This is a genomic window from Oliverpabstia sp. (assembly GCF_022785585.1).
In the GTDB taxonomy this organism is placed as follows: domain Bacteria; phylum Bacillota; class Clostridia; order Lachnospirales; family Lachnospiraceae; genus Oliverpabstia; species Oliverpabstia intestinalis.
In genome coordinates, this window is sequence record NZ_JALFPR010000028.1 from 1 (window position 1) to 23,205 (window position 23,205).

Consider the following 23,205-nt stretch of genomic DNA (forward strand, 5'->3'; position numbering starts at 1 on the left):
TTCTTTTCTATTTAACAACACCAGATTGCTCCGTACTTCGTACTCCAGCAATCCGCCAAACCATTCGGTATTACATTTTCTTAATAATGTTTTTGATGATTTCCACGGACAGATCCATGCCTTCCACCGTGATGTGTTCAAACGGACCATGGAAACCGTCTCCGCCGGTACCCAGGTTCGGACATGGCAGACCGACAAAGCTTAATCGTGCACCATCTGTGCCTCCGCGGATCGGGGCGATATCCGGTTCCACGCCTGCTTCTTTGCACGCCTCTTTTGCGTAATCGATCAACTGCATGCACGGCTCGATCTTCTCACGCATGTTGCGGTAAGATTCTTCGATCTTTACTTCCGCGGTTCCCTCGCCGTAGGTTTCGTTGATCTGTGCGACCGCCTGACGGAGTTTCTCCTGTTTTTCCACAAATGTGACCGGATCAAAGTCACGGATGATGTAACGCATCACTGCCTGTTCCACATTGCCGTTGAATTCGGTCATGTGATAGAATCCTTCATACCCTTCCGTCTTCTCCGGGCACGCATCTTTTGGAAGAAGTCCGTGGATTTCCATCGCGATGGTCTGTGCATTTTTCATGATATCTTTTGCACTCCCCGGATGCACATTGACACCATGAACAGTGACCTCCGCGCCTGCCGCGTTAAAGTTTTCAAACTGGATCTCACCTTCATGGCTTCCGTCTAACGTATATCCGTACGTTGCGCCGAATTCTTTGATTTTCAGATACTGTGCACCGCCACCCACTTCTTCGTCCGGGGTAAATGCGATGCAGATTTTTCCGTGTGGTGTCTTTTCCCGCATCAGGTCTTCTGCCGCTGTCAGGATCTCTGCAATCCCGGCCTTGTCATCGGCCCCCAGAAGAGAAGTTCCGTCGGTTGTGATCAGCGTTCTTCCCTTGTAACCTTTCAGTCTCGGAAAATCTTTTACTGCCAGAACTCTGCCGGAAGTTCCGAGCACCACATCTTCTCCGTTATAATCCTGAATGATCTGTGGTTTCACATTCTGCCCGTTAAAGTCCGGTGCGGTATCCAGATGCGCGATCAGACCAAGCGGCGTCACATCTTCCATTCCCTCCGTGGCCGGAAGATATCCGTAAACATATCCATATTCATCCATCGACACATCCGAAAGTCCCATCTCTTTCATCTCTTCTACCAGAAGATTCCCCAGGTCGAGCTGTCTTTTTGTAGTTGGAACCGTTGTGCTGTTTTCGTCGCTGGTCGTCCATACTGTAACATATTTCAGTAAGCGTTCATAAGCTTTCATCTTTTTTCTCCCTGCATTTTCCCTTTTTCTTTTAGAAAAATACAGCCCGGACTGCTTATCCGGGCTGTATCGTTGCATTGCATTTATTTATGCCTGATGGGTATATCCGAAGAAGAAATATCCCAGTGGGCAGTAGTACATACCTTCAATGCCGTCAGCCAGCATATATTTCTGTGTATAGAAGTACAGTGGAGCCAGTACGCTGTCTTCACCGATCAGTTTGTCTTCTGCCTGGTGCAGCAGATCCATACGTTCTGCGTTATCTGTTGTTGTCTTTGCCTGTTTGATCAGAGCGTCGTAATCGTCGTTTGCATACTGTGCATCGTTGTTTCCGCCACCTGTCATCCACATATCCAGGAAGGAGATCGGGTCGTTGTAGTCTGCGATCCAGCCGTTACGTGCGATGGAGTAGTCTCCGTCTTTACGTGTCTGCAGGAATGCTGCCCACTCCTGGTTGTTCAGGGTTACTTTTACGCCCAGTTCTTCTTCCCACATGAACTGCAGAGCTTCTGCTACAGCTTTGTGAGCATCACTGGTGTTGTACAGGTATTCTACAACCGGGAATCCTTCACCGTTCGGATATCCTGCATCTGCCAGAAGCTGTCTTGCTTCGTCACAGTTTGCTTCATAATCCGCATCGGTCGGTTTATAGTAATCTCCGCCTACTGTACGGAAATCGTCGCCCTCTGCACCGTCTGCATCATATACACCGGATGGAACAAATCCACCGGCTTCTACCTGTCCGGACTGTGTTACCTGGTTTACGATGTAAGTACGGTCGATTGCCAGAGAGAATGCTTTACGAACTCTCGGATCGTCGAAAGGTGCTTTCTGTGTCTGGAAGCATACATAGTAAGTTCCGATATAGTCTACGATCTTCATATCTCCGGAAGCGATCAGGTTAGCGATCTCTGCCTGCGGTACATCTTCGATGAAATCAAGTTCACCGGAGTTGAAACCGGACAGCATAGCGTTCTGGTCATCCATCAGTTTGAAGGTGATGGTTTCCGGTCCAAGGTTTTCTACATCATAGTAATTTTCATTTTTCTCTACTACAATCTGAGAGTTATGTGTCCACTCTTTCAGTTTGTATGCACCATTGGAGATATAAGTTGCTGTGTCAAATGTCCACTGGTCACCTGCTTTTTCGATCATATCTTCACGTACAGGCATCATAGCCGGGAATGCACACAATTCTTCAAAGTAGTTCAGGTCGTTTACCAGAGTTACTTCAAATGTTTTGTCGTCTAATGCTTTAGCAGCCAGTTCATCAGGATCTTTTTCACCTGCCATGATCTCATTGGCATTTACCACGCCATCCAGCATGTAGTTGTAGTCTGCTGCTGTTTCCGGATTTACCAGACGTTTCCAGGAGTACTCGAAATCACCTGCTGTTACATCTTTTCCGTCAGACCATTTGATACCGTCACGTAATTTGAAAGTATAAGTTACAGTTCCGTCATCATTCTCTGTCTTTTCATAGCTTTCAGCCTGTCCGGGAACCAGTTTTCCGCTGTCAGCAGTTCCGTCAGTACCATTGGCAACTTCTCCGCTGTCTTCCCATTTCATCAGACCTTCAAACAGATGCAGGGCCATGATGCCACCGTCTACAGAACTGTTCAGCGCCGGGTCCATAGTCATAGGTTCAGAAGCCAGGTTTACAGTAATGTTAAAGTCACCGTCGCTTGCTGTGTCCTCTGTTGCGGCGTCATCTTTGGTTTCTTCCTCTGCTGCGTCATCAGCAGTGTCTTCTGTTTTAGCTGCGCTGTCGTCTTTTGCTGTAGTGTTGCTGTTTCCGCAACCTGCAAACATAGATACGGTAAATGTTGCAGCTAACAGGATAGATAAAACTTTTTTCTTCATATTATCCTCTCTCCTTTTCCTTTTATTGATAAACAGGAGCATCCACTATCAGATTTCCTGCATTATCCGGTTATTTTTCATCTACTCTTCCAGCAGATGGCATGCTACCCAGTGACCTTTTTCGTACTCCTTAAAGGTCGGTACGATCTGTTTACATTTTTCGGTCGCATACGGGCAACGGGTATGGAACCGGCATCCGCTTGGCGGATTCATCGGAGACGGAATGTCTCCTTCGAGCACGATTCGCTGTCTGCTTCTGCTTACCTGCGGGTCCGGAACCGGAACTGCGGAGAGCAGCGTCTTGGTATATGGATGCAGTGGATGACGGTTCAGTTCATAACTTTCCGCAAGTTCCACCATAGTTCCCAGATACATCACACCGATACGGTGGGAAATATGTCTTACAACGGACAGATCATGTGCGATGAACAGATAAGTCAGTCCCATCTCATGCTGCATGTCTTCGAGCATGTTGACTACCTGTGACTGGATAGAAACATCCAGTGCGGAGATCGGTTCGTCACAGACGATGAATTCCGGATTGACTGCCAGCGCACGGGCAATACCGACACGCTGCTGCTGTCCACCGGAGAACTCGTGCGGATACCGGTTTGCATGCTCTGTGTTCAGTCCCACATGACCAAGCAGTTCCTTGATTCGGTCTGTTCTGTCCTGTTTACTCTTATATAATTTGTGAATATCCAATGCTTCACCGATGATCTCACCAACTGTCATACGTGGATCCAGGCTGGCTGACGGATCCTGGAAGATGATCTGCATCTTCCGGCGGTAAGGAAGCATATTCACCTGTTTTGCTTTTGGAACTTTCACCTGGCGCAGAATACCATTTTCATCTTTCTGCCACGGGTCTTTTCCTTCAAAAATAGTTTTGCCGTCATAGATGATCTTTCCGGAAGTCGGATTATACAGCTGTAATACCGTGCGTCCGAAAGTCGTCTTACCACAACCGGACTCTCCTACCAGACCAAGGGTTTCTCCTCTTTTAATCTCAATGGAGATATCTTCCACAGCCTGTACACCCGGTCCCTTCACACCTTTGATCGGGAAATATTTTTTCAGGTGTTCAACCTGAACGAGGGTATCATTTTTCTCACTCATGGCTGCCTGCCTCCGTTTTTTCATTATTTTTCTCTGCTGCTTTCTGTGCTTTCATCTGTTCCTGTACGCACAGCCAGCATGCGGCACGATGATTATCCCCAAGTTCCACATACGGCGGCATCTTCTGCAGACAGATCTTCATGGCACTTTCACAACGTGGTGCAAACGGACATCCCTCCGGCGGATTCAGCATATCGACCGGTGTTCCTTCGATTGGGATCAGACGTTCGTAACTTTCCGCATCCACACGCGGCATGGAACGAAGAAGTCCTCTGGTATACGGATGACCCGGTGCATAGAAGATATCATCTACCGGACCCTGCTCCACCATCTTACCTGCATACATAACCGATACCTTGTCACAGATTTCAGCCACAACACCCAGGTTATGTGTAATGAAAATAATACCCATCTGATTGGTCTTCTGAAGTTTCTTCATCAGTTCCAGAATCTGTGCCTGAATGGTTACGTCAAGGGCAGTTGTCGGTTCATCTGCGATCAGAAGTTTCGGATGACAGATCAGACCCATAGCGATCATGACACGCTGACGCATACCACCGGAAAGTTCGTGAGGATACTGTTTCATACGTTTTTCCACGTTATTGATTCCTACTTCCTCAAGCATCTCCATCGCACGTTTCTGTGCTTCTTCTTTACTGATATTTTTATCATGGGCTTTCAGTGCCTCCACCAGCTGATTACCGATGGTGTATACCGGATTCAGACAGGTCATCGGGTTCTGGAAGATCATGGCTACTTCATTTCCACGGAAGTTTACCATCTCCGCCGGTGTCTTCGCCAGGACATCCTGACCCTCGAAAGTGATAGAACCACCGATTACTTTTCCTGGATTCTGTAACAGGCCGATGATCGAATATGCTTCCACACTCTTTCCGGATCCGGACTCTCCTACAACGCCCATAACTTCATTATAATTCACATCGTAACTGATGCCGTTTACTGCTTTTACTTCTCCTGCCGGAGTGAAGAAAGAGACCTGGAGATCTCTGACTTCCAACAACTTGTCAGCTTTTTTATTCTGTTCCATTATGTCTCTCCCTTTCTTATTTTTTCAGCTTCGGATCTAATGCATCACGAAGACCGTCACCAAACAGATTCAGGGACAGGATCATAACACTCAGGATCACTGCCGGGATGAACAGTCGGTACGGATAGGTTTTCAGTCCGCTCAGTGCTTCGGAACACATGGATCCCAGACTGGTCAGCGGTGCAGATACACCCACACCCAGAAAAGATAAGAAAGATTCCAGGAAGATTGCTGACGGAATCTGCAGGAATGTTGTGGTAACAATCTGTCCGATACAGTTCGGAAGCAGATGCTTACCGATGATACGTCCGCCCTTTGCACCCAGTGCTCTCGCAGCAGTTACATATTCCTGCTGTTTTAACTGCAGGATCTGTCCACGGATGATACGGCTCATGGTTACCCAGTACAGAAGACCAAAAGCGATAAACATGGAGATCAGGTTCGGTCCAAGGAGTGTTACCAGTTTCTGGAACACGCCGTCTCCGGAGTTCTGGAACTGTTCCAGTGCCGGTTTTAAGGTTGCGGATAACAGCAGGATGATCAGCATCTCCGGGATGGAGTAGATAATCTCTACGATTCGCTGCATCACGTTGTCCACCATGCCGCCACAGTAACCGGATATGGAACCGTACAGTGCACCGATGATCAGTACCAGAATCGCTGCACAGATACCTACGATGATGGATACACGGGAACCAACCATAACGCGGACCATGATATCACGGCCCTGATCATCCGTACCGAACACATGCGGGAATACCTTTTCTCCTGCTGCCTTGCGCTCCAGTTCTTTGTTGGAGTATCCAAATATGCTGTGTTTGATACCCAGTACTTTGGCAGCTTCTTCTTCTGTCACTGCCTCTTCGTCAGCAGACTGCTGAGATACGGTTGCTTTCGCACGGATCTTTGCTTCATCTACACGGCTTAAGGTCTCACCTTTGGCTTCTGCTTCCTGCCGTGCCTGTTCTACCGCTTCGTCCGGTGTCAGGTTTCCTGCACCGTTATGTTCTTCCATGTAAGCATTGATCTTATCCTGATCCTCCAGGCTGTAGTGCCATGGATGTAAAGATTCGGAACCACGGATCTGCTGTTTGTAAGTATAAGGAACGACAGACGGTCCCACGAAAGCGAAAACAGAAAGCAGGATGATGATCACCAGTGCCACCATCGCAACCGTGTTTTTACGAAGACGTCTCCATGCATCCTTCCAGTAAGATACGCTTCTGCGATCCTGAATAAAGTTTTCTTTTTCCTCTGATGTTGCCGGATCAAATGCATCTGCCGGCAGATCGTTCCACTGCAGAATATCCTCGATATTTGGCTGAAGCGAGCCCGGTTTGTTAAATCTTTTCTTATCGGACATAACCTTAATTTCCTCCCTTCACCAGATTAATTCGCGGATCTACCAGTTTGTAACACAGGTCTACCACCAGGTTCATGACAATGATAAATGCTGCCAGGAAAATGGTAGTTCCCATGATCAACGGATAATCTCGGTTCTGGATCGCCTGTACAAAATAACGTCCCAGTCCCGGAATAGAAAATACAGTCTCTACGACAAGACCACCACACAGGGTAAATGCGATCTGCGGTCCCAGGTAAGTAATAACCGGAATCAACGCATTACGAAGTGCATGTTTGAAAATGATCTTGCTGTTTTTCAGTCCCTTTGCTCTGGCTGTCTTGATGTATTCCTGATTAATAGAATCCAACATGGCAGTTCTTGTCTGTCTGGACAGATAACACATCGGATAGAAGCCTAACGCTGCACAGGGCAGTACATAACTTGCCGGTGTTCCGTCAAAAAGTGCCGGAAATACTTTCACTCCTTCGATACCGCCACAGAGTGTATGTAACAGTAAGGTTGCCACTACAAATCCCGGCATAGAAATACCGATGGTACACAGCACACGCAGAAAGCTGTCCACCCAGGTTCCTCTCTTAAAAGCTGCGAGACATCCCAGCGGAACACCCACGATCACCGCCCACAACAGAGCAAGGCTGCCGACTTTTGCGGAAACCGGAAACATCTCTTTGATGATTTCGATAACCGGACGGTTTTTCTGCATCTTAATGGAAGTGCCGAAATCTCCCTGTGCAAGGTTTTTCAGATATTTACCAAGCTGAATATATTTTGGCTGATCCAGTCCGTATTTTGCATTCAGTGCCTGAATGGTTGCCTCGGATGGCGTCTTTTCTGATAACCACGGATTACCGGGAATTGCATTCATCAGAAAGAAGGTAATACAGGCAACAAGCAACAGCGTAACAAATGCCATACAGACTCTTCGAACTGTGTATTTTGTCATTTTCTACACCTTTCCTCTCTTTTTCATCTCTCCTGTCGATTGTGGATTGTCGACAATATACGATATTATAGCCACTTTAACGTAGTAATGTCAAGAAAAATGGACGAATTTGTTTTTATTTTTCGCACACATGTGCGCACATCGCGGACAATCTTTAAAAATTGTCCCCAGAAGAGGAATTTCCTTTTTTTGTTCTTTTTTATTGTTCAATTCTATAACTACTATTTTATGCCTGTTCTTTTCTCTTTATAACTTTATTTTCCGGTTGACCTTTTTTCACTCGCTGTTTACAATGAAGTTACTTATTATCTATTTCAGGAGGAACATCACATGAATTCTCATATTGATTTTATTAAAGAACAGCTGTATGCACTGACCGGTATTCCTAGCCCTTCCGGCTTCACAAAGAAAGTGACCGATTATCTTTTATCTGAACTGACTGCTCTCGGATTCGCTCCGGAACGTTCCAGAAAAGGAAATGTTTTTGTCACTCTGGGAGGCTCCGGCTCTCCGCTTGTACTGGCTGCCCATGTAGATACCCTGGGTGCTATGGTGCGCTCCATCAAAGAGAACGGACGCCTTCGCCCGACAACCCTTGGTGGTCATCAGTGGTCCACCGCAGATGGGGAGAATTGTACGATTCACACCCGGGACGGCAGGATCTATACCGGCGTTGTCCTGAACACCGAACCATCTGCACATGTAGCTGATCAAAAAATGGAACAGATTGAAGAGCATATGGAGATCCTCCTGGATGAAAATACAGATTCCAGAGAAAGCACCCTTGCTCTTGGGATCCAGACCGGAGATATCATCGCCATGGATCCACGCACAGTAATTACAGAAAGTGGTTATATCAAAAGCCGTTTTCTCGATGATAAGCTCTCCGCAGCAATATTGCTCGGACTGGCTCACGCGGTAAAAGAAGACGGACTGAACCTGAACAGGAAAGTTTCTTTATTATTTACAGTTTATGAAGAAGTGGGGCACGGCGGAAGCTTTGTATCAGAGGATACCGAGGAAATGATCTCCGTTGATATGGGTTGTGTCGGTGCTGATCTTGCCTGTACCGAACGAATGGTATCTATCTGTGCCAAAGATTCCGGAGGACCTTACAATTATGATCTGGTAACTGCTCTTTCTGCGGTTGCAAAAGAACAGCACCTCGGTTATGCCATTGACGTCTATCCGCATTACGGATCTGATGTGGAGGCAACTCTCCGTGCCGGTTATGATATCCGCCACGGCCTGATCGGTCCGGGTGTCTATGCGTCTCATAACTATGAACGTTCTCATATGGATGGCGTGCGGAATACGTTTGAACTGCTGAAAACATATGTGACACAGTAATTGCAGGAAACTATACTCATTTGACGGTTTTTCAGACTCCGTGCAGACACAGATTGTGATTCGTTATCTGCGCAAATGAATGATCCATGTAGAATGTTAAAAAAAGAAAGATACAGAAGGCCTCCTGTTTTGGATTCTTTCTGTATCTTTCTTTTTATCTTTTTTCAGAGAACTATTCTTTTACAGTGCTTTTCTGTAAATCTCCGCAATCTCCTCTTTCGAGAATACAACCGGGTTATTCATGACACCGGCGGCAGATACTTTCATGCAGTTTTCTGCCATCCACGGGATGTCTTCTTCTTTGATTCCAAGATCCGACAGGGTACAATCCAGATTCAGTTTTTTCAACAGGGTACGGATCTTGGTTGCACAGTCTTCTGCAGTCATTCCACCCATGATCCTTGCGATCTTACTGAATTTTTCGCGGTTTCCTTTGTAGGATGCCTCGATGATCACCGGAGTCAGTGCGGCAAGTCCCTGACCGTGAACGATATTTTTCAGGCCGCTTGCCGGATGTTCCATCCCGTGTGCCAGGGTAACACCGGCGGTGTTGATCACCATACCGCCGATGGTGCTTGCCAGGGTGATCTTCTCCCATCCTTCCTTACCTGCAGTACCGTTATAGACATCCACCAGATTATGGGCAATCAGATCAATCGCATATAAACTCAGCGCATCGGTAAAAGGCTGTGCGATTCTCGATGTATACGCCTCAATATTATGACACAGTGCATCGAAGGCAACCGAAGCCAGCACTTTCTTCGGCATTGTCATCATGCACTCCGGATCGATGATGGACACTTTTGCCACGATCGCATTGCAGCGCAGAGATTTCTTATCGCCATTTTCCGGATTGGTCAGTACCGCAAATCCGTTTCCTTCCGATCCGGTACCACAGGTGGTCGGAATCAGAACCAGAGGCAGTGCTTCATCACTTCTTAACCGATTATAAATATAATCGCTGATATCGCCCTTATTTTTACTCAAGAATGCAATCGCTTTCGCGCAGTCCATGATGCTTCCTCCACCGATGGCAACTACTACGTCACAGTGGTTTTCTTTTGCAAATGCTGCGCCCTCTTCTGCTGTCGTCGTCAGCGGGTTCTGGCTGACTTTATCGTACAGCACCGTAGTAAGTCCTGCTGCCTCCAGACTGTCTTTGACTTTATCATAGATACCGGATTTCTTCGCACTGCTTCGTCCGGTGACGATCAATGCTTTCTTACCATATGGTTTCGTCAGTTCGCCTGCTTTCTTTACCTTACCGGAACCAAATACAATATTGACCGGAAGAAAGTAAGAAAAGTCGATTGCCGGTGTTTCTTCTTTTTCCACTTTTTCGGAACGGACAGTTTCCAGTGCTTTCTCCAGTGTTGTTGTTACTGCATCCGGCTCGGTATTCAGCTCTTCCACCTCTACATCGATATGAGAAGCGAATTTTTCTTTGTATTTTAATTTACACCCTATACAAAAGACAACACCCAGGATAGACCAGCCGCCTACCATGGCCCATTCCTGAACCACCAGTGTGGAACCGGAACCTGGAATCATGTACATAACAACCATGAAGCCGGACATAAGTACGGCAATGGCACCTACTATTTTATAATGTTTTACTTTATATGGTCTTGCCATCTCCGGTGCTTTCGTGCGAAGGATAATGAAAGAAGCTGCTACCATACAGTACGCCAGACAGCAACCGAAGTTACCTGCATCCACGATCCAGACAAGCATCTTTCTTCCTAAAAACGGTGCTGCTACAGAAAGTCCACCGATCAGAAGCAGAGCATTTACCGGAGTTTTGTGTTTTTTATGTAATTTTGAGAAAGGACGCGGAATCATATAAGACTCTGCCATAGAATACATGGCACGGCTTCCACCGATCAGGAATGAGTTCCAACTGGTGATAATACCGCACATACCACCGACGATCAGCACCTTGGACATAACACTGCTATTAAAGGCCTTCGCCATGGCATCTGCCGTCACCAGACCGCTTCCGGACAGAGAGATCTCAATATCGGCCGGACTCATCACATATCCAACGCCGAAGATGATCAGCGCATAGAAGACAACGGCCAGGACAATGGAAAAAATCATAATCTTACCGATCTTTTTTAATGGTACATTGATTTCTTCCGCTGCCTGAGGGATAACATCAAAACCGATAAAGAAGAACGGTGTTACCACTGCCACACTGAAGACGGATTTGATCACTGTAGAAGCGGAGTCGCCTACAAAAAGCTGTGGCTCCAGATTTGCCACATCACCGGTAATCACAGAAGATGCGATCAGAAGAAGACCTACACCTCCGATGATCACAGTCAGCACTGTCTGTAACACGGCTGCCGTCTTGGCTCCCAGAATATTGATTATAGTCATGAAGATGGCTACCAGGATCGCCACAGCAAGCCAGGAAGCATAAATATCAAATCCTGCCACCGTATACAGATATCCCTTCAGAAATCCCGGATAAATATAGGTAATGATCGTCGGCAGTGCACAGGCTTCAAAGCATACGACACTGACATAACCGAGTACGATTGCCCAGGTACAGATAAAGGATCCGATCGGTCCCATTGCCTTGTAGCTGAAAACATGTTCCCCACCACACTGGGGCATGGCAGCGGTCAATTCCGCATAAGTCAGGCCAACGAAAAAGATCATCACGCCGCCGAGAGCAAAGCCGATCATGGCTCCCAGCACGCCGCCCCTCTGGATCCAGTCACCAGAGGATACGACCCAGCCCCAGCCGATCATAGCTCCAAATGCTATGACCAGAATATCCCAGGCACTGAATACTTTATCAAATTCTGATTTTTTCTTATCCATAAACACTCACTTCCTTTTCTCATTCTCTCCTCAGTCTTCGAATCGAAGATCGATCATCTGCAACATATACTGTGCTGTTTTCTCCCAGCCAAGTACGCTGCTGTCGATCATCATATGACGTCCTTTCCGGTCACCCCGGTAAGAACCGGTCATATATTTGTAACGGGAATGAAGCATCTCGTCATGATATTTCACCAGTTCTGCCGCTTCTTTCCGGCCAATGTTTTTCTTTTCCATCGTTGCCTGGATCCGGACTTCTTCCGGAGCATAGACGAAAAAGTTCAGGGTATCTTTCCGATCTTTCAGAATATAGTTGCTGCATCGTCCGATGATGACGCAGGAAGATTTCTCTGCAAACTTCTGAATAACCTCAAACTGGTTATAAATAACACGGTTTGTCAGATTTGCATACCGTGGACCATACTGTGTCTCAAAGCTGTATAAAACATTACTTCCGGCATCTGCCTTTTTTACCAGGTCACGGTCAACACCAATCTGTTCCACAACTTTATCCACGAGATCACGGTCGTAAAATTCGATTCCCAGTGCCTGGGCGATCCGTTTTCCGATCTCCGGACCGCCTGCACCGTATTCACATCCGATGGTGATTACTTTATGTTTCATAGGTCATCCTCCATTATTTTTCCAGTGCTTCTACGGCTTCTCTGATGATTGCCACTGCTTTATCACAATCCTCTTTGTTGATGATAAGCGGTGGAATCATACGGATAATATGAGCTCCGATGGCTGTGATCAGCAGATGTCTGTGCAGACATTCATGTTTCACATCCACACCGGAGATGGTATCGTCAAATTCCACACCAACCAGGAGTCCCTGTCCTCTGACTTCTTTTACATGCGGAAGTGTCTTTAACTGTTCCATAAAATATGCACCTATCTTTGCAGCATTTCCTGCAAGATCTCGATCCAGAAGTTCATTGACCTCTGCCAGCGCTGCCGCGCAGCATACCGGATGTCCGCCAAAAGTCGTACCATGAGATCCCGGGGTGAATGCTTTGGCTACCTCTGCAGTTGCACAGATCGCACCGATCGGCATTCCGCCACCCAGAGCTTTTGCCATAGATACAATATCCGGTTTGATTCCATAATTCATAAAGGACATCACTTTACCTGTTCTGCACCAGCCGGTCTGTACTTCATCGATCAGAAGGAGCATCTCATGTTCATCACAGAATTCTCTCAGTCCCCGCATAAATTCCATGGTTGCCGGATGAACACCGCCTTCACCCTGTACCGGCTCTACCATGATCGCAATGGTATCTTCGGTACATGCATCTTTGAATGCCTGCAGGTTATTGTACTCTGCATAGGTAAATCCATCCGTCATCGGTCCGAATCCGATCTGACATCCGTTATCCGGCTGTCCGGTTGCAGACATGGCACCGAAGGTTCTTCCGTGGAAGCCCATGGATGCGGTTACGATGTTGTATCTCTTCGGTCCGTATTTTTCTACCCCATATTTTCTTGCCATCTTGATCATCGCTTCGTTGGCTTCTGTACCGGAGTTCTGATAAAAGATCTTGTCCATGCCAATGGTAGTGCAGATTTTTTCTGCCAGCAGAGCCTGCGGAATGGTGTAAGGGTAGTTAAAAGTATGCATGATATCTTCTACCTGATCCTTCACTGCTGCTACCACTTTTTCATTACAGTTTCCGGCGGAGTTTACAGCGATTCCTGCATAAAAATCCAGATAAGGAGTTCCGTTTTCGTCATACATATACTGATCTTTTGCTGTCTCAGCCAGAAAATCGAATCTCTCATAAGTCTCGATCATATATTTGTCTACTTTGTCTTTGATGTCCTGGAATGTGAGTCCTGTGTCTTTTAATTTCATAGTGTTGTCCTCCCTGATTTTTGTTTATGAAATATGTTTTATAACGCACCCCTGCGGAGCGTGTTTCTCAAGTTATCGCAGCAGTCACCAAGGTCTCATGCAAGCATGGACTTTAACTTGCTGCCCGCGTAAATCAAAACAAAAAGACGGCAGGAAACTGTTTATTCAGCGCCTTTGCCGTCTTTTTATATTTTCTGTTTTTTATTCTATAGCGATTTTCATGAATATTTCTAAAGTTCCGGTTACAGATTTTCTATGATAGCATCTTCGAAAATCTTTAATCCTGCTTCCATCTGCTCATCAGTCATGCACAGCGGTGCCAGAAAACGGATGACATTTCCTGCGGAACCGGCATTTTCAAGAAGCAGACCTTTCTGTAATGCCGACTGGATCAGTTGCTTTACAAATTCCGGATTCGGTTCTTTGCTTTCTTTGTCTTTGACAAATTCCACACCGATCATTCCGCCAAGTCCTCGGACATCCCCGATTACGGAATATTTTTCTTTCATCTTTTCGAAAGCTTCTGTGACCACTTTGCCGATATGCATCGATTTTCCACAGTAATCTTCTGCTTTCATGATTTCCATGGTTTTGATGGCTGCCGCACAGGCTAACGGGTTGCCACAGTAGGTTCCGCCGATGGTTCCTGCCGGTGCCGCATCCATAACTTCTGCTCTTGCGGTGATCGCACTGATCGGAACGCCGGCTCCCATGGATTTTGCAGTGGCGATGATATCCGGTGCTGCGCCGGCTTCTTTCCAGTACTCGGATGCAAAGTATTTTCCGGTTCTGCAATTACCACACTGTACTTCATCGGCGATCAGCATGATGCCGTTATCATCACAGATCTTTCTCAGTTTCTTTACAAATTCGATCGGCGCCGGGATGAATCCACCTTCGCCCTGTAACGGTTCAAGGATAACAGCTGCCACATCACTGGCAGGTGTGGCTTCATCGAAAAGTTTCAGGAATTTTTCGATGTAATAGTCAATAGCTTCCTCTTCGGTGTATCCTTTCGGTGCACGGTACAGATATGGAAATTCCGCACGGTAGATGCCTGCCGGGAAAGGTCCCATACCAAGGGCGTAGGCTTTCTTTGCAGTCAGTGCCATGGTCAGGTTGGTTCTTCCGTGGAATGCACCGGAGAAACAGATGATATTATTTCTTCCTGTATAGGCTTTTGCAATCTTGATCGCATTTTCATCTGCCTCGGCTCCGGAGTTTGCAAAATATGTTTTCATCTTGTCACCGCGGCATGGCATTGTCTCATCAAACATCTCTGCCAGTTTTACATATCCTTCATGTGCATAGACATTGAAGATGCCGTGGAAATATTTGTCCGCCTGGGCTTTCACTGCCTCAACAACTTCCGGGTTACTGTATCCGATATTCAGAACACCGACACCACCGATCCAGTCAAGGAAACGGTTCCCATCCACGTCTTCCAGCATGGCTCCCTCTCCTCTTCCCATACAGATCGGATAAGTAGTTCCGCACATAGCTTTCGGAATCGCTGCATCACGCCGTTTTAAAAGTTCCGCAGCTTTCGGTCCCGGTACACTTCCTGTTACAAGCTCAGGTAATGCTTCTCTTAACATTTCTGTCTCCTCCTTTATGTCTCATTCCAATGGAATTCTAATCTAAAAAATCAAAAAGGCACGATCACAGCTTTTTAACTGTATCGCGCCTTTGCTTGTATCCTATATTATCACACTTTCCTGTTCTGTCCATCGTCACCGTGCACATGGTTTTTGTGCACCGTTCACATTGTTATCTGTTCACTCCGCCTCATTTATTCCAGCAGTTTCCGCAGATTCCGGATCAGATAAGCCAGTTCCCACTGGGTCCGGTTTCTCGTCTCCCCGAGATTCTTCCCGGTAATCTCACTGATCTTTTTCAGATGATATGCCACCGTATTCCGGTGAAGGAAACATTTTGCTGCCACTTCCTGAATATTGCCGTTTTCTTCGAGATAAATTTTCAGGATCTTCAGGTATTCACTTCCTGTCTCCTGGTCGATCCGCTCCAGCTCTCCCAGGGTCTGTGTCTCATATTCCCATAGTTTTCTCCGATCCGGAACTGCCAGCAGAAGTTTTGCCACACCAATTTCACTCTCCCGACAAAGCGTCTGCTTTTTATCTGCAGCCCAGCGACACAGATAAGAAAGGGTCTGATACTTTTCCCTGAGATTTCCAATCAGCGTTTCTCCCTCACTGACGGCCAGATACATCTCTGTTCCCTCTGCTGAGTTAAGCACACACCGTTTCATCGCATCCAGCACCTGATTCACAATCTCTTTTCGGTATTCCGCCATCACAAGAGTCAGATACCTGTCGTGATGAAAGACTACATGAGTCAGATTCCGTTTTGTAAGAATCTGCTGGCACTGCCTTAAAAAGCGGTAATAAAAGCTGGTAATATCGGTCTTTCCGGAAGCCGGCACATAACACTGCACCATCGTAAGACCGGTATCTCCATGAATCCCCTCTCTTGCCAGCACCGGCAGATACTCTTCTTTCTTTTCCGGAGAGAATACCGCTTTTCGAATGGCACTCTCCAGATCGTCCTGCTCTTGTTCTGACCGGTAGATCAGATTGCACAGTTCCCGGTTAAAGTCAACCAGATGCACTTCCCACGGCAGAACAAACACCGGAAAATCATTGTTTTCACCAAATTCCTGCACTTCTTTTGGCACACTCCGGATATACCGTCCGACATTAAACACCAGACCACTGGCTCCCGTTGCATACACCCGCCGGGTAAATTCCAGCAGCTGTGCATCGTCCGGTTCCTTGATACCGGTAGTTACGATCAGTTCCCGTCCTTTTAAGAAATGCACATAATCCATTTCTTCCACCACATGAACCCAGTCCACCAGGTTGGAAAGTCCTTCTCTTCCTGCGACCAGCTTCATATGATAATGATGAAGTGCCACCTCATAGATTTTTTCCAGTGTAGCTGCCATATGCTCACCTCAGATTCTGTCTGTCGTACTGTTCAGAAAAACTTTCTTGCACTGCCTGTGCTGCTTCTTTCTTCTCCAGTTCCTCTTGTTTCAATTCACCCATCTTATCATAATTTTCCAGGAAATAATGACGTTCTCCATATTGTTTGTAGCCAACAACCGTATCCAGATTGACATTCTCCACACTTCTGAAAATATTACTCTCGATAAATGGGTTCGTCTTTTTCAGTGTCCGGATCAGCTGTTTGATCTCCATACGTTTGGATTTTGTTTCTTCGTTATTACAGGTGGTGCAGGTGTCAGTAAATTTACAAGCACACTGAATGAAATGCAGATTGTTATAATCTCTCCACGCCTTGATGCTGTCCTCGCGGATCAGATACATCGGACGGATCAGTTCCATCCCGCCGAAATTGGTGCTGTGCAGCTTTGGCATCATGGTCTGTACCTGTGCGCCGTACAGCATACCCATCAGGATGGTCTCGATGACATCGTCATAGTGATGGCCGAGAGCAATCTTGTTACAGCCCAGTTCCTGTGCGTAATGATAAAGATGCCCTCTTCGCATTCTCGCACACAGATAGCACGGGGACTGATCTACATGGAAGACTGCCTCAAAAATATCCGATTCGTAAATTGTAATCGGAACATTCAGTTTTCTTGCGTTCTCTTCGATCACCTTGCGGTTTTCCGGGCTGTATCCCGGATCCATCACCAGGAATTTCACATCAAAAGAAAACTTGTTGTGCAGTTTCAGCTCCTGAAACAGTTTTGCCATCAGCATCGAATCTTTTCCACCGGAGATACAGACTGCGATACAGTCCCCTTCTTTAACCAGTTCATACTGATTGATGGCTTTTGTAAATTTGCACCAGATGGATTTGCGGAACTTTTTACGGATGCTTTTTTCCACATCGGCACTGATGTCTTTTTCCTGATCTTCCCGCATCAGATCCATCAGCCAGGCGATATAACCGCCTTTTAAGCTGACGGCATCCAGACCTTTTTCGATCAGTTCCGGAACCACTTCCTGACTGTATTTTCCTCTGCTGCAGCAGATCACCAGTTTTTTGCTTTTATCCACCAGCGGGTTCTCCGCAATCTCTTCCACTTTCAGCGCAACCGCTCCCGGAATCGCACCGTGGGCGATCTCATTATCATCACGGATATCGATGATCTGATAGCTGTCTTTGTCCAGTTGTTTTACTTCCTGTATTGTCATTTCCATTCTTTTTTCTCCCTGTCCTCTTCATGACTTTCCTTATATATAGAACAAAGAATGTGCCTTTGCACATTCTCGCGCCTGGGGCGGTCGCTTGCGACATCTACCTTATACGCCGTAGTGCGCATCCTCGCGGAGCTTTTCTTACTTTACAGGAAAGCAATTTCCTGTAAAGTAAGAAAAAGATTCCGGGAACTGAAAGTCCCGAAATCTTTTTTTCTCATTTGAAACCCACAATTCTGTGGATTATAGTAGCATGTGATTTCCTACATTGTCAATAGGTTGAGCATCAGCCCTTGATACCGGACTGAGCAACACCTTCGATGAACTGTTTCTGGAAGATGAAGAACATCACTACCAGCGGCAGTACGGCGAGAACCGCACCTGCCATCTGCATCGGATACTCTGTGGTGTACTGTCCCTGTAAGGTAGACAGTGCAGGTCCCAGTGTCATCTTATTCATAGAAGTGTTGACGATCAGAGGCCACATGAAGTCATTCCATGCAAACTTGATGGTAAAGATGGACATTGCCACGATACCCGGTTTGATCAGCGGCAGCATGATCTGTGCGAAGATACGGAAACGTCCGCATCCGTCCACAATGGCTGCTTCTTCCAGTTCTTTCGGCAGAGACATGAAGAACTGTCTCAGCAGGAAAGTACCGAACGCGCTGAACAGGTTTGGCAGAAACAGTGCCGGGATCGTATCCAGCAGTCCCAGTTTCTGAACGATCTGATACTGTGGCAGAAGGAAGATCTGTCCAGGTACCATCAGTACAGATAACACCAGAATGAAGATTGCATTCTTGAACGGGAATTCGATACGTCCGAACGCATAACCTGCCATGGAGCAGAATACAATCTGTACCAGTGTGGTAACCACGGTGGTAATGATCGTATTCATATAAACAGTTGCAAACGGAATTGCAGAAGTTACAATGGTATGATATGCCGTTGTAACGAATTTTTCCGGGAAAATTGTCGGCGGAATCTTCATCGCCTCACCGGATGTTTTAAATGATGTCAGGATCATCCATGCAAATGGAAATACAACCACGATCACTCCGACCAGGAGGATCAGATGGACGATCAGGTGATTTAGCTTAAATTTACCTTTCATGTTCTCACTCCTCCTTAGTCGTAGTTCACCCATTTCTTCTGTCCGATCATCTGGATCACGGTCACGATCATAATCGCTGCGAAGATCAGAATAGAAATAGCTGCTGCATATCCTTTATAACCATAGTCGAACGCTGTCCGGTAAAACAGTGCCACAACGGTCTGTGTTGCCTCGAATGCCGGACTTGCTTTGCCGATCATCATGTAAACAGTATCAAAAACCTGGAAACCACTGATGATGGATGTAATCATAACGAAGAAGACTGTCGGTGTCAGCATCGGTACCGTGATTTTAAAAAACTGAGTAATTTCGCTTGCACCGTCGATAGCGGCTGCTTCGTAATACACACTGTTGATTCCCTGCATACCTGCCAGTAAGATAATCATGTTATAACCAACCGTCATCCAGAGACCTACGATCATAATCATAAACAATGCTGTCTTGGAATCAGTCAGCCAGTTATGACCGGTTCCTCCCATGGCTTTGATAGCGCTGTTCAGGATACCCATCTGTTCATTGTAGATCCATTTCCAGACCATGGCCACAGCTGCAGACATGGTAACCGAAGGAAGGAAATACAGGGTACGGCAAATGGATTTTCCTTTGATCTTTGCATTCAGTAAAGCCGCAAGGAAAGTGGATAACGCCAGCCCTACCGGTACGGTTACGATAACGTATTTCAGGGTATTGCCGAAGGTTCTCCATACTTCTTTGTCACCGATCATTTCTTTGTAGTTCGCAAGACCTACAAAAGTAGACATATTAAATTTGTTTACATCATTAAAACTGAACCAGACATTCTGGATAAACGGCCAGATATAAAACACCAGCAGACCCAGGGTAACGGGTGCAATCAGGATATATGCGGCAATCCAGTCTTTTTTCTCTCTTTTCGACGCTTTTTTTAACGGACTGAAGATTCAGCGGGCAAAGGATATGATCCGGGACGGACGGAAAAATCTGACGGAGATCGCAGGGTTTTTGTCTTATAGTTCGCTGCCTTATTTTTCGAAGCAGTTTAAGAAGGCTACGGGGATGGCGCCGATGGAGTATGCTTCTTCGGTGAAGGGGATTACGCAGGCGCTAAAAGGGGAAAATTCTTGAATTTTCTTATTTATCGGCTCCGCGGACGCCGAGAAACTGGGGCGGGAGCGCAGGTTTTTCAGCTGCTGGTTGATACCACTGGAGACAGAGTTTTTTGGTCTTTATTTTTTCCGTTCACTGCTCATGATGCGGTGATCGCATTCGGATAGATCCGCTGCATCCGGGCATCGTCGTAATGTTCGTCGAGCCATTCTTCCAGTGTATTTTCTGCAGACACGCCTTTTCCCCTTGCGTCGTACCGGATCAGTGCCATGCAGGACATCACGATGTTGCAGCACATGAAGAGGATCAGTGCCCAGGTGATGATTTTTCCCGGTTTCATCGGAATCTTTTCGATCCAGTCGGACAAACGCGGATACAGGAGTTTGAACCAGACCACCGCAGCGATGCCCCAGAAAAAGCAGTATAACAGATTGATCCTGCCGCCCAGGTTGAACGGGATCTCACTGTAATCCCAGAATACTTTACCGAATACCAGTTCCGTAAAGACGCTGCACAGATACTCATAAGCGCCACCGAGAAAGGTTCCCATACCGAAAAGGAAGGAATCAGAACGATCTTTGTATTTGTATAGCAGGGCAGTGACCAGCGCGATTGCCAGTCCCCACACGATGCTGAACGGTCCCCAGACTACACTGCTGCGACTCATCCAGACACCGGCAGTGATCCTGCAGAAAACGGTTTCTGTCAGATCACCCAGAAAGGCTCCGCAGAAAAATAAAAGAACAATTTTATAAAAACTGCATCCGGCGGCAAATACCGTGGAGGTCACTTTCGCTGCCTTTTTCTCTTCGATTTTTGTCTCCGCTGCTTTCGGGTATGCCTTTCGGATTCGTCGTGCAACGACCGTTCCGATCCAGTTTTGCAATCGTAACGTGACTTTGCGGATCCGGTTATCTGCCTCCTCCCACTGGCGGATGTTGTTTCCGTAACCACGAAGCAGAATATAGGAAGCCAGAATGTCTACCACCAGGAGGCCAGCCAGTACCAGAAGTAAAATTTTTACCAGCAGCAACGGCAGCAGCGCCATCAACCGGAACAGCAGATCATTTCCCCAGGTCACCATCACAAATCCCAGAACACCCCAGAACACAGAAGCACCCAGGCAGATATAACCATCCAAGTTCCCTTTTTTCCCGGAATAATCCCACCATCGCTGATGAAATAACCGTTCGATCAGGTGACCCCCGATCCATTCCACCACCGTCGCATAAATTGCAGAAAATAAAAACAACCAGATACCACGCAATTCTCCAAGCCCTACCGTTAAAAGTACCGTCGTGATACCATACATCACACAGAACGGACCGGTCACCAGACCACGATTTACAAATTTTTTCTGTTTGATATCTGCCGCTGCAGTCTCCAGCACCCATCCAAGAAAAGATGCGGCAAAAAACAGCAGTAACAGTTCATACCACGCCAAATGTTCCATCGCTTCTCCTTTAACTTCTCTGATTTTTTCTTTCTTTGATAAATAATAACTATATCTGTTTTCTCTTCATCTGCCTACCTTTTTCTGAAAAATTTTATAAATTTTTTAAACTCTATTGACAAACCCTTTGTTTTCCAATAGAATACGACTGTCTTACATGACATCCAAAACCTGTGTGGATTTTTCTGGATGTATCCTTTCTGAAAGGATATATCTATTTTTCGCCACATAACCCTTCTGTTCCTGCAGATGCGGTTATGTGGCTTTCTTATTTTCATGATTCCAGAGGTAAAAGGTACCATCCGGTATCGATATTTTCAAGGAGGATATTTTATGGAACAAACTTACATGAAAGAGAAACCTATCCTGCCATTGCTTTTATCCATGGCACTTCCGATGGTATTGTCAATGATGGTCAATTCGCTGTACAACATTATCGACAGTTATTTTGTGGCAAAGATCAATGAAAATGCGATGACCGCGCTCTCTTTGGTCTTCCCGGTTCAGAATCTGATCACTGCCGTAGGTGTCGGTTTCGGCATCGGCATCAACGCGACGATTGCCTATTTTCTGGGTGCACAGAAACAGGAAAAAGCGGATACCAGCGCCACGCTTGGCATTGCCTGTTCGTTTCTTCACGGTGTAATTTTAACCATTGGAACGATTACCATCATGCCGGCATTTCTTTCCATGTTCACGAAAGAACAGGAAATTCTCTCCATGGGAATCACCTACTCCCGGATCACGTTTGGTTTTTCTGTTATTATATCTCTGGGGGTTGCTTATGAAAAGATTTTCCAGTCTGTCGGACGGATGAAGACCACAATGTTCTGTATGATGAGTGGATGTATTCTGAACATTATTCTGGATCCGATCATGATTTTCGGACTCGGACCGGTTCCCCGGATGGGAATCCGGGGTGCCGCATGGGCGACCGGGCTTGGACAGCTGCTTACGCTGGCAGCGTATCTGCTTTTCGCATGGATCCGTCCTCTGCCGGTAAGGATTTCTCTGAAATCTCTGAAATTTGATCTCATACTGTTAAAAAAGATCTATGCTGTGGGAATTCCGGCAACCTTAAATATGGCACTGTCTTCCCTGCTGATTTCTTCCCTGAACGCGATCCTCGCAGTTTACGGACAGATGTATGTGATGATCCTTGGTGTCTATTACAAGCTCCAAACCTTCCTGTATCTTCCGGCAAACGGGATTATCCAGGGAATGCGTCCGCTGATTGGATACAACTACGGTGCCGGCGAACAAAAGCGCGTACACAAACTGTATTCCTATACGTTATATCTTTCTGCCGGAATCATGCTTACAGGCACCCTGCTCTGCATGTTTATTCCGGGCACTTTGCTCGGACTCTTTACTACCAACCCACAGACGATCACAGCCGGAAGTACAGCACTTCGAATCATCAGTCTCGGATTTATCGTATCTTCCGTATCCATCACTTCCAGTGGAGCACTCGAAGGTCTTGGAAAAGGCATACCGTCGCTGATGATCTCCCTCTGCCGCTATACGATCCTGATTCTGCCACTTGCATTTCTTCTGAGCTGCCTGATTGGTCCGTCCGGTGTGTGGCATGCATTCTGGATCTGTGAGGCAATTACTGCTGGAATTTCCTATGCGATTTACCGGCAATCCAGTATCTGACGATCATAAAATCTGATTCACCTGCTCACGGTCAGTGCTGTC

Annotated in this window: 18 protein-coding genes; 3 read left to right on the forward strand and 15 right to left on the reverse strand. The window is 46.5% G+C overall.

The window, feature by feature from the left end:
- Window positions 1–70 precede the first annotated feature (70 nt).
- The 6 genes from pepT to MSA64_RS01285 all read right to left on the reverse strand — a co-directional run bounded on the left by pepT (window position 71) and on the right by MSA64_RS01285 (window position 7,621).
- Window positions 71–1,282, reverse strand: a complete 1,212-nt coding sequence (gene pepT / locus MSA64_RS01260; protein WP_154431842.1) for a peptidase T — start codon at window positions 1,280–1,282, stop codon at window positions 71–73.
- A gap of 87 nt (window positions 1,283–1,369) precedes the next feature.
- Window positions 1,370–3,145 carry a peptide ABC transporter substrate-binding protein gene (locus MSA64_RS01265; protein WP_277664012.1) on the reverse strand — a complete coding sequence of 592 codons (1,776 nt, stop codon included), beginning with the start codon at window positions 3,143–3,145 and terminating at the stop codon, window positions 1,370–1,372.
- Between the two features lie 81 nt (window positions 3,146–3,226).
- Window positions 3,227–4,264, reverse strand: a complete 1,038-nt coding sequence (locus tag MSA64_RS01270) for an ABC transporter ATP-binding protein (protein WP_287890198.1) — start codon at window positions 4,262–4,264, stop codon at window positions 3,227–3,229.
- A complete protein-coding gene (locus tag MSA64_RS01275) occupies window positions 4,257–5,312 on the reverse strand; it encodes an ABC transporter ATP-binding protein (protein WP_022171947.1) in 1,056 nt (351 codons plus the stop codon). Before MSA64_RS01275 ends, MSA64_RS01270 begins: the two co-directional genes overlap by 8 nt.
- A gap of 16 nt (window positions 5,313–5,328) precedes the next feature.
- The gene (locus MSA64_RS01280) at window positions 5,329–6,675 is read right to left on the reverse strand and encodes an ABC transporter permease (RefSeq protein ID WP_154431835.1); all 1,347 of its coding nucleotides are present in this window, start codon (window positions 6,673–6,675) and stop codon (window positions 5,329–5,331) included.
- A gap of 4 nt (window positions 6,676–6,679) precedes the next feature.
- A complete protein-coding gene (locus MSA64_RS01285) occupies window positions 6,680–7,621 on the reverse strand; it encodes an ABC transporter permease (RefSeq protein WP_022171945.1) in 942 nt (313 codons plus the stop codon).
- A gap of 330 nt (window positions 7,622–7,951) precedes the next feature.
- Between MSA64_RS01285 and MSA64_RS01290 the strand changes: the two genes are divergently transcribed.
- Window positions 7,952–8,971: a M42 family metallopeptidase gene (locus MSA64_RS01290; protein WP_287890202.1), complete on the forward strand. Its 1,020-nt coding sequence runs from the start codon at window positions 7,952–7,954 to the stop codon at window positions 8,969–8,971.
- Between the two features lie 180 nt (window positions 8,972–9,151).
- On the opposite strand, the gene MSA64_RS01295 is transcribed toward MSA64_RS01290, so the two are convergent.
- The 8 genes from MSA64_RS01295 to MSA64_RS01330 form a co-directional block, all read right to left on the reverse strand.
- Window positions 9,152–11,803: a bifunctional amino acid transporter/iron-containing alcohol dehydrogenase gene (locus MSA64_RS01295; protein ID WP_277664010.1), complete on the reverse strand. Its 2,652-nt coding sequence runs from the start codon at window positions 11,801–11,803 to the stop codon at window positions 9,152–9,154.
- 30 nt (window positions 11,804–11,833) lie between these two features.
- On the reverse strand, window positions 11,834–12,427 hold the full coding sequence (locus MSA64_RS01300; RefSeq protein WP_022171942.1) for a cytidylate kinase-like family protein: 594 nt from the start codon (window positions 12,425–12,427) through the stop codon (window positions 11,834–11,836).
- Between the two features lie 13 nt (window positions 12,428–12,440).
- The gene (locus MSA64_RS01305; protein ID WP_287890204.1) at window positions 12,441–13,658 is read right to left on the reverse strand and encodes an aspartate aminotransferase family protein; all 1,218 of its coding nucleotides are present in this window, start codon (window positions 13,656–13,658) and stop codon (window positions 12,441–12,443) included.
- A gap of 242 nt (window positions 13,659–13,900) precedes the next feature.
- Entirely contained in the window at window positions 13,901–15,256 is a 1,356-nt protein-coding gene (locus MSA64_RS01310) for an aspartate aminotransferase family protein (RefSeq protein WP_154431826.1), read from the reverse strand.
- Window positions 15,257–15,450: 194 nt separating this feature from the next.
- Entirely contained in the window at window positions 15,451–16,623 is a 1,173-nt protein-coding gene (locus MSA64_RS01315; RefSeq protein WP_287890206.1) for a PucR family transcriptional regulator, read from the reverse strand.
- A 4-nt stretch (window positions 16,624–16,627) separates the two neighbouring features.
- Window positions 16,628–17,851 (reverse strand): ATP-binding protein, encoded by a 1,224-nt coding sequence (locus MSA64_RS01320; RefSeq protein ID WP_154431823.1) that lies wholly within the window; start codon window positions 17,849–17,851, stop codon window positions 16,628–16,630.
- 283 nt (window positions 17,852–18,134) lie between these two features.
- Window positions 18,135–18,965, reverse strand: coding sequence for a carbohydrate ABC transporter permease (locus MSA64_RS01325; RefSeq protein WP_106491783.1), 831 nt, complete (start codon window positions 18,963–18,965; stop codon window positions 18,135–18,137).
- A 14-nt stretch (window positions 18,966–18,979) separates the two neighbouring features.
- Entirely contained in the window at window positions 18,980–19,885 is a 906-nt protein-coding gene (locus MSA64_RS01330; protein ID WP_287890221.1) for a carbohydrate ABC transporter permease, read from the reverse strand.
- Window positions 19,886–19,901: 16 nt separating this feature from the next.
- Between MSA64_RS01330 and MSA64_RS11890 the strand changes: the two genes are divergently transcribed.
- The gene (locus MSA64_RS11890; protein WP_154431819.1) at window positions 19,902–20,069 is read left to right on the forward strand and encodes a helix-turn-helix domain-containing protein; all 168 of its coding nucleotides are present in this window, start codon (window positions 19,902–19,904) and stop codon (window positions 20,067–20,069) included.
- Between the two features lie 121 nt (window positions 20,070–20,190).
- Here MSA64_RS11890 and MSA64_RS01340 read toward each other — a convergent pair whose 3' ends face one another.
- Window positions 20,191–21,504: a putative ABC transporter permease gene (locus MSA64_RS01340; RefSeq protein WP_287890209.1), complete on the reverse strand. Its 1,314-nt coding sequence runs from the start codon at window positions 21,502–21,504 to the stop codon at window positions 20,191–20,193.
- A gap of 333 nt (window positions 21,505–21,837) precedes the next feature.
- On the opposite strand from MSA64_RS01340, the gene MSA64_RS01345 reads away from it, so the two are divergent.
- Window positions 21,838–23,163 carry an MATE family efflux transporter gene (locus tag MSA64_RS01345; RefSeq protein ID WP_262523503.1) on the forward strand — a complete coding sequence of 442 codons (1,326 nt, stop codon included), beginning with the start codon at window positions 21,838–21,840 and terminating at the stop codon, window positions 23,161–23,163.
- The last annotated feature ends 42 nt before the right edge of the window (window positions 23,164–23,205 follow it).